The sequence below is a fragment of the Nonomuraea sp. NPDC049784 genome (assembly GCF_040659615.1).
GTDB lineage: Bacteria > Actinomycetota > Actinomycetes > Streptosporangiales > Streptosporangiaceae > Nonomuraea.
The window spans coordinates 1-5,589 of sequence record NZ_JBFAMX010000651.1; the positions used below are offsets into that span (position 1 = coordinate 1).

Below are 5,589 nucleotides of genomic sequence, written 5' to 3' on the forward strand. Positions count from 1 at the left end.
GCACCGGCGGCCTCGGCGCGGCCGGGCTGTCGCTGAGGCAGGGCCTGCCCATGCCCGCCGTCGCGGCCTTCGCGCTGGCCGCGCTCTGCGGCAGCGTGCTGCTCATCAGGACGGGGGTACGGTGGCGCCGCGTGCAGGAGGCCCTGCACGGCGGCAGCCCCCTGAACCCCGGGCTCGACGTGTTCTTCGCCTGGCTCGGCACGATGAGCGTGGTGGCGGGCGCTTTGACCTTTGTGTTCGTGGTTCGGTGACCCAGGTTGCGAGATCCGGAGGAGGGGGCACACACTCAAAGGTGAGGGGGTGACCTCGTTGGAAGAGGAACGCAGGAACGTGCCTTTCGAGTGCCGCGGTTGCTGGCACGTCTGGGAAGAGGAATACGTCGTCAGGCACGCCGTTGATGGTCACGGAAACGAATGTCAGATCTGGCTGCGCGGCGGGCTGCCCGTGCTACCGCCGTCGCCGGGCGCCGTCATCTGCCCCCGTTGCGGGAGCCAGCAGGCCACGACGTTCCCGGAGGGCTATCTCTCACACCATCCGGAGCTGATCCCGCCGGCCAACCCCCCGAAACCCGACGAGTCGAAGCTGCGCAGCCCGGTCAAGTATCCACTGTTTTACGAACGTATAACCTGACACCTGGTGAGCATTCCATAACGCCAAGTGTCACAAAGCCCGTCTTGCGGAGGTGGCGGACCCGGCGGACACTCAGGGGCGAACGGCGATCCGGAAGCCGGGGGTGGTCCTGATGCCAGACGGGTTCGAGGCCCGCGAGAAGTGGCCTTTCGAATGCCTTCGTTGCCTGTACGTCTGGGAAGAGGATTTCGTCGTCAGACACCTCACCGACGTCCACGGCAACGAGGTCGAGATCTGGCTCAGCTCAGGAGTGTCTGTGCAGCCGCCCTGGTCGGGCACGTGCTGCCCGCACTGCGGCGCGTACCACGTAACCTCCTTCCCCTCGGGGTATTTAGCACGGCATCCCGAGCTGGTGCCCGATCCCGCGCCGGAGCCCGCGCCGGTCTTCGCACCGGCAGCGGGGCAGCCGGGCAGGATGTCCGCGCCGCGGACGAACCTGCCCGGCAGGCTTTTAGTCGCACTCGGGGTGCCGCTGGCGATGTTCGTCGGCTACGAGCTGTACGCGAACACCGTGGCCGTGGCACACCACCACTAGGGCTAGCTGAGGCTCTCCAGCCATGCCTGGTGCAGCCCGGCGAACCGGCCCGAGGCGGCGATGAGCCGGTCCGGCGGGCCGTCCTCGACGATCTCGCCCCGGTCCATCACCAGCACCCGGTCGGCGATCTCCACCGTCGAGAGCCGGTGCGCGATGATCAGCGCGGTCCGGTCGGCCAGAATGGTCCGCAGCGCGCGCTGCACCAGCCGCTCGCTCGGCACGTCGAGGCTGGAGGTGGCCTCGTCCAGGATCAGCACGGCCGGATCGGCGAGGAACGCCCTGGCGAAGGCGACGAGCTGGCGCTGCCCGGCCGACATGCGGCCGCCGCGCTTGCCCACCTCGGTGTCGTAGCCGTCCGGCAGGCCCGAGATGAAGTCGTGCGCGCCGATCGCCTTGGCCGCCTCGCGTACCTCCCGGTCACTGGCGTCGGGCCGGCCGAACCTGATGTTGTCGGCGACCGTACCGCTGAACAGGAAGTTCTCCTGCGTCACCATGACCACGGCCTGGCGTAGTGTCGGCTCGTCCAGCGTGCGCAGATCGACGCCGTCGAGCAGCACGCGGCCGTCGGTGGGGTCGTAGAAGCGGGAGATCAGCTTGGCCAGCGTCGTCTTGCCCGCGCCCGTCGCCCCGACCAGCGCCACGCTCTGCCCGCCCGGGATCGTGAGGTCGAGACGGGGCAGGATCGGCATCTCCTCGACGTAGGCGAACCTGACGCCCTCGAAGCGCACCTTGCCCCGCGCCCTGCCCTGCGGCAGCGCCGCGGGCTTGCGCGGCTCCGGCACGGAGGGCTCCTCCTCCAGCACGCCCGACAACTTCTCCAGCGCCGCGCCCGCGGACTGGAGCGTGTTGTAGAACTGGCTGATCTCCTGCATCGGCTCGTAGAACTGCCGCAGGTACAGCAGGAACGCGGCCAGCACGCCGACCGTGACCTCCTGGTTGAAGGCCAGGTAGCCGCCGTAGATCAGCACGCCGCCGACCGTCATGTTGCCGATCAGCTTGATCCCGGGCATGAAGACCGCGATGAGCTGCATGCTGCGGGCGTTCGCGTCGCGGTAGTCGTCGTTGAGCTGTTCGAAGATCTCCTGGTTACGCGGCTCCCTGCGGAAGGCCTGCACCGCGCGGATGCCGGTCATCGACTCCACGAAGTGCACGATCACCAGGGCCACCGTCTCCCGGGTGCGCCGGTACACGATCGCCGACTGCCGCCTGAACCACTTGGTGAACAGCAGCAGCAGCGGCAGCGGGATCAGCGCCACCAGGCCGAGGTGGACGTCCAGCACCAGCAGCAGCGCCGCCGTGCCGAACATCGTCAGCACCGCCGTCACCAGCCCGTCGAACCCCGACTGGAGCAGCTCGGCGATGGCCTCGATGTCGGAGGTGAGCCGGGAGATGACCCGGCCAGAGGTGTACTTCTCGTGGAAGCTCAGCGACAGCCGCTGGAAGTGGTCGAACACCCTCCTGCGCAGCTCCAGCAGGATGCTCTGGCCGATCCTCCCCGACAGCCGCAGGAACGCCTGCCTGGTCAGCGCCTGCGTCACCGCGGCGGCCAGGATGACCCCGACCACGGTCAGCAGCGTGGCAGGACCGCTGCCGCGCATCATCGGCGGGATGCCCGCGTCGATGCCCACCTTGACCAGGTAGGGGATCGCGAGTCCCGCCAGGTTGGAGACGATGATGATCGCCGTCAGCAGCGCGATCTGCTTCCGGTACGGCGTGAGCAGGTCGCCCAGCAACCTCCGGGAACGGTCCCGCAGTAGGACGGAGACCTTCTCCGGCAGCTCGTCCTGATCCTCGGAGGCGACGCCGCGCCAGGTCGTCGTCGTGGTGGCGGTCAACGCAGCGCTCCTTCCGTGGGGTCGAAGTCGGCGTCCTGAGCCAGCAGCTCCCGGTATTCGGGCACCTCGGTGAGCAGTTCATTGTGGTGGCCGACGTGCGTGATGGTGCCGTCGCGCAGCAGCGCCACCTTGTCGGCGAGCAGCACGGTGGAGGCCCGATGGGCCACCACGATGCCGGTGGCGTCGCGCAGCACGTGGCGCAGCGCCTCCTCCACCAGTGCCTCGGTCTCGACGTCGAGCGCGGACAAGGTGTCGTCGAGCACGAGGATCCGCGGCTTGCTCAGCACGGCCCTGGCCAGGGCGAGCCGCTGCCGCTGGCCGCCGGAGAGCGACAGGCCCTGCTCGCCGATGCGGGTGTCGAGGCCCCACGGCAGGTCGTACACGAACATCGCCTGCGCGGTCTGGATGGCCGAGGCCAGCTCCTCCTCGGTGGCGTCGAGCCGGCCGAGGGTGAGGTTCTCCCGCACGCTCATCGAGAACAGCGTGGGCTCCTCGAACGCGGTGGCCACCACCGAGCGCAGGGCGGGCAGGGTCAGGTCGCGCACGTCGTGACCGTCGATCGTGACGCGCCCCTCGGTCGGGTCGATCAGCCGGGGCACCAGCGCGGTCATCGTGGTCTTGCCCGAGCCGGTCGCGCCCACGATGGCGACCGTCTCACCGGGGCGCACGTCCAGCCAGACGTCGCGCAGCACCGGCTGGTCGGAGCCGGGGAAGTGGAACCCGACGCCCTCGAAGCGCAGGTGGCCGCGCGGCCTGTCGATGGACTCGGAGCCGCCCTCGATGGACGGTACGGTGTCCATGACCTCCATGACCCGGTCGGCGGAGGTCATGGCCTCCTGGGCCATGGCCAGGATGTAGCCGAGGCTCGCGATGGGCCAGACCAGCTGCAGCATCAGAGTCGTGAACGCGACCAGTCCGCCCAGCGTGAGCTCCCCGGACCCGACGGCCAGCGCGCCGAGCAGGAGCACCAGGGCGAGCGTGATGTTGGGGATCACCTCGAGGAAGGCGAAGAACTTCGCCGACAGGCGCACCTTGTCCATCGAGGTGCCGTAGACCTTGAGCGCGGCGTCGTCGTAGGTGTCGTAGACGTGGTGGCGGCGGCCGAACGCCTTGATCGTCCGGATGCCGATGGCCGACTCCTCGACGAGCGTGGCGAGGTCGCCCTGCTCGTCCTGGACCTGGCGGGAGACCTTGATGTAGCGCTTCTCGAAGCGGAGGGAGACCCACACGATCGGCACGGCGGAGGCCGCGACGAGCAGGCCCAGCGGCCAGTACTTGTTCAGCAGCAGCACGGTCACCGTGATCAGCTGGAGCACGTTCATGACCAGGAAGAGCATGCCGAAGCCGAGGAAGCGGCGGATGGTGGACAGGTCGGTCGTGGCCCGCGACAGCAACTGGCCGGACTGCCAGTCGCCGTGGAATCCCATCGGCAGGCGCTGCAGGTGTTCGTAGAGGTCGTCTCGGATGCGGGTCTCGAGCCCGAGCACGGGCGTGATCTGCGTCCAGCGCCTGAAGAAGATCAGGAACGCTTCGACGGCACCCACGCCGAGTGCCAGGAGCCCCAGAGGGAGTAACGCTCCGTGATCGCCATGGAGGATGGGGCCATCGATGACCTTCTCGCTGACGAGGGGCATGGAGATGCCGGCTGCGATGCCGACGACGGCTGCCAGCCAGATGAAGATCAGCCTGACAGCGTACGGGCGGAGGTAGGACTTCATCCGCCACAGAGAGTTGGAGGAGAGCAGGGGACGGCGAGGTATGTGCGTATCGGGAGGCATCCCTTCTAGGCTAATACGTGGGATCAACCGATTTTCAGTAGCCTCCGCGAGAGGTTTCCTGTCCGTGACATGCGGAAACAGCGAGAAATCATGAATTTTCGGAGGACCGTTACCTTTATCGTGATGTGCGCGGGAATCTTCTTCGTCCTGGCCTCGGCGGCCTGCGCGCTCTCGCCCGGAATCGGGCCGCTCGCGGCGGCCCGCGTGGCGCAGGGCATGGGCGCCGCCCTCCTCCTGCCGGGCACGCTGGCCGTGATCACCCGCCTTTACGCTGATCGCGAACAGCAGGCCCGGGCCATCGGGGCGTGGGCCGCGATCGGCAGCCTGGCGCTGCCCGCCGGGCCGCTGCTCGGCGGCCTCCTGGTCGAGTTGCTCGGCCTGTTGCGCGGCCGTGCTCACCTTCGCCGGCTCTAGGATGGGGTCCTCGTGATCGCGGAATCGGAAATGCCGCACCTGCGGCGCTGTGTCGAACTGGCCACCCGGGCGCTGGAGGTGGGCGACGAGCCGTTCGGCTCGGTGCTGGTCTCGGGCGACGGCGTCGTCCTGGCCGAGGACCACAACCGGGTGGCCTCCGGTGACAACACCCAGCACCCGGAGTTCGCCCTGGCCCGCTGGTCGGCGGCGCACCTGACGCCTGCCGAGCGGGCGGCCGCCACCGTCTACACCTCCGGCGAGCACTGCCCGATGTGCGCCGCCGCCCACGCCTGGGTGGGGCTGGGCCGCATCGTGTACGTGTCGTCGTCGGAGCAGCTCGCCTCGTGGCTGTCGGAGCTCGGCGTCCCGCAGCCGCCCGTACGCACGCTCCCGATCC

7 protein-coding genes are annotated in these 5,589 nt (G+C 68.8%); 5 read left to right on the forward strand and 2 right to left on the reverse strand.

All coding sequences use genetic code 11. From position 1 onward, the window contains the following. The 3 genes from AB0J09_RS54695 to AB0J09_RS54705 form a co-directional block, all read left to right on the forward strand. A partial coding sequence (locus tag AB0J09_RS54695; protein ID WP_360710210.1) for a DUF202 domain-containing protein occupies positions 1–251 on the forward strand: 251 nt, incomplete at its 5' end. Positions 252–300: 49 nt separating this feature from the next. Then, positions 301–630, forward strand: coding sequence for a hypothetical protein (locus AB0J09_RS54700; protein ID WP_360710212.1), 330 nt, complete (start codon positions 301–303; stop codon positions 628–630). Positions 631–742: 112 nt separating this feature from the next. After that, positions 743–1,165: a hypothetical protein gene (locus tag AB0J09_RS54705; RefSeq protein ID WP_360710214.1), complete on the forward strand. Its 423-nt coding sequence runs from the start codon at positions 743–745 to the stop codon at positions 1,163–1,165. 2 nt (positions 1,166–1,167) lie between these two features. On the opposite strand, the gene AB0J09_RS54710 is transcribed toward AB0J09_RS54705, so the two are convergent. Both AB0J09_RS54710 and AB0J09_RS54715 read right to left on the reverse strand, forming a co-directional pair. Then, the gene (locus AB0J09_RS54710; protein WP_360710216.1) at positions 1,168–3,000 is read right to left on the reverse strand and encodes an ABC transporter ATP-binding protein; all 1,833 of its coding nucleotides are present in this window, start codon (positions 2,998–3,000) and stop codon (positions 1,168–1,170) included. Then, entirely contained in the window at positions 2,997–4,778 is a 1,782-nt protein-coding gene (locus AB0J09_RS54715; RefSeq protein ID WP_360710217.1) for an ABC transporter ATP-binding protein, read from the reverse strand. Before AB0J09_RS54715 ends, AB0J09_RS54710 begins: the two co-directional genes overlap by 4 nt. 123 nt (positions 4,779–4,901) lie before the next feature. Here AB0J09_RS54715 and AB0J09_RS54720 point away from each other — a divergent pair, with 123 nt between their 5' ends. Continuing rightward, on the forward strand, positions 4,902–5,192 hold the full coding sequence (locus AB0J09_RS54720) for an MFS transporter (protein ID WP_360710219.1): 291 nt from the start codon (positions 4,902–4,904) through the stop codon (positions 5,190–5,192). Positions 5,193–5,204: 12 nt separating this feature from the next. Next, the coding region (locus AB0J09_RS54725; protein WP_360710221.1) for a nucleoside deaminase at positions 5,205–5,589 on the forward strand (385 nt) is incomplete at its 3' end.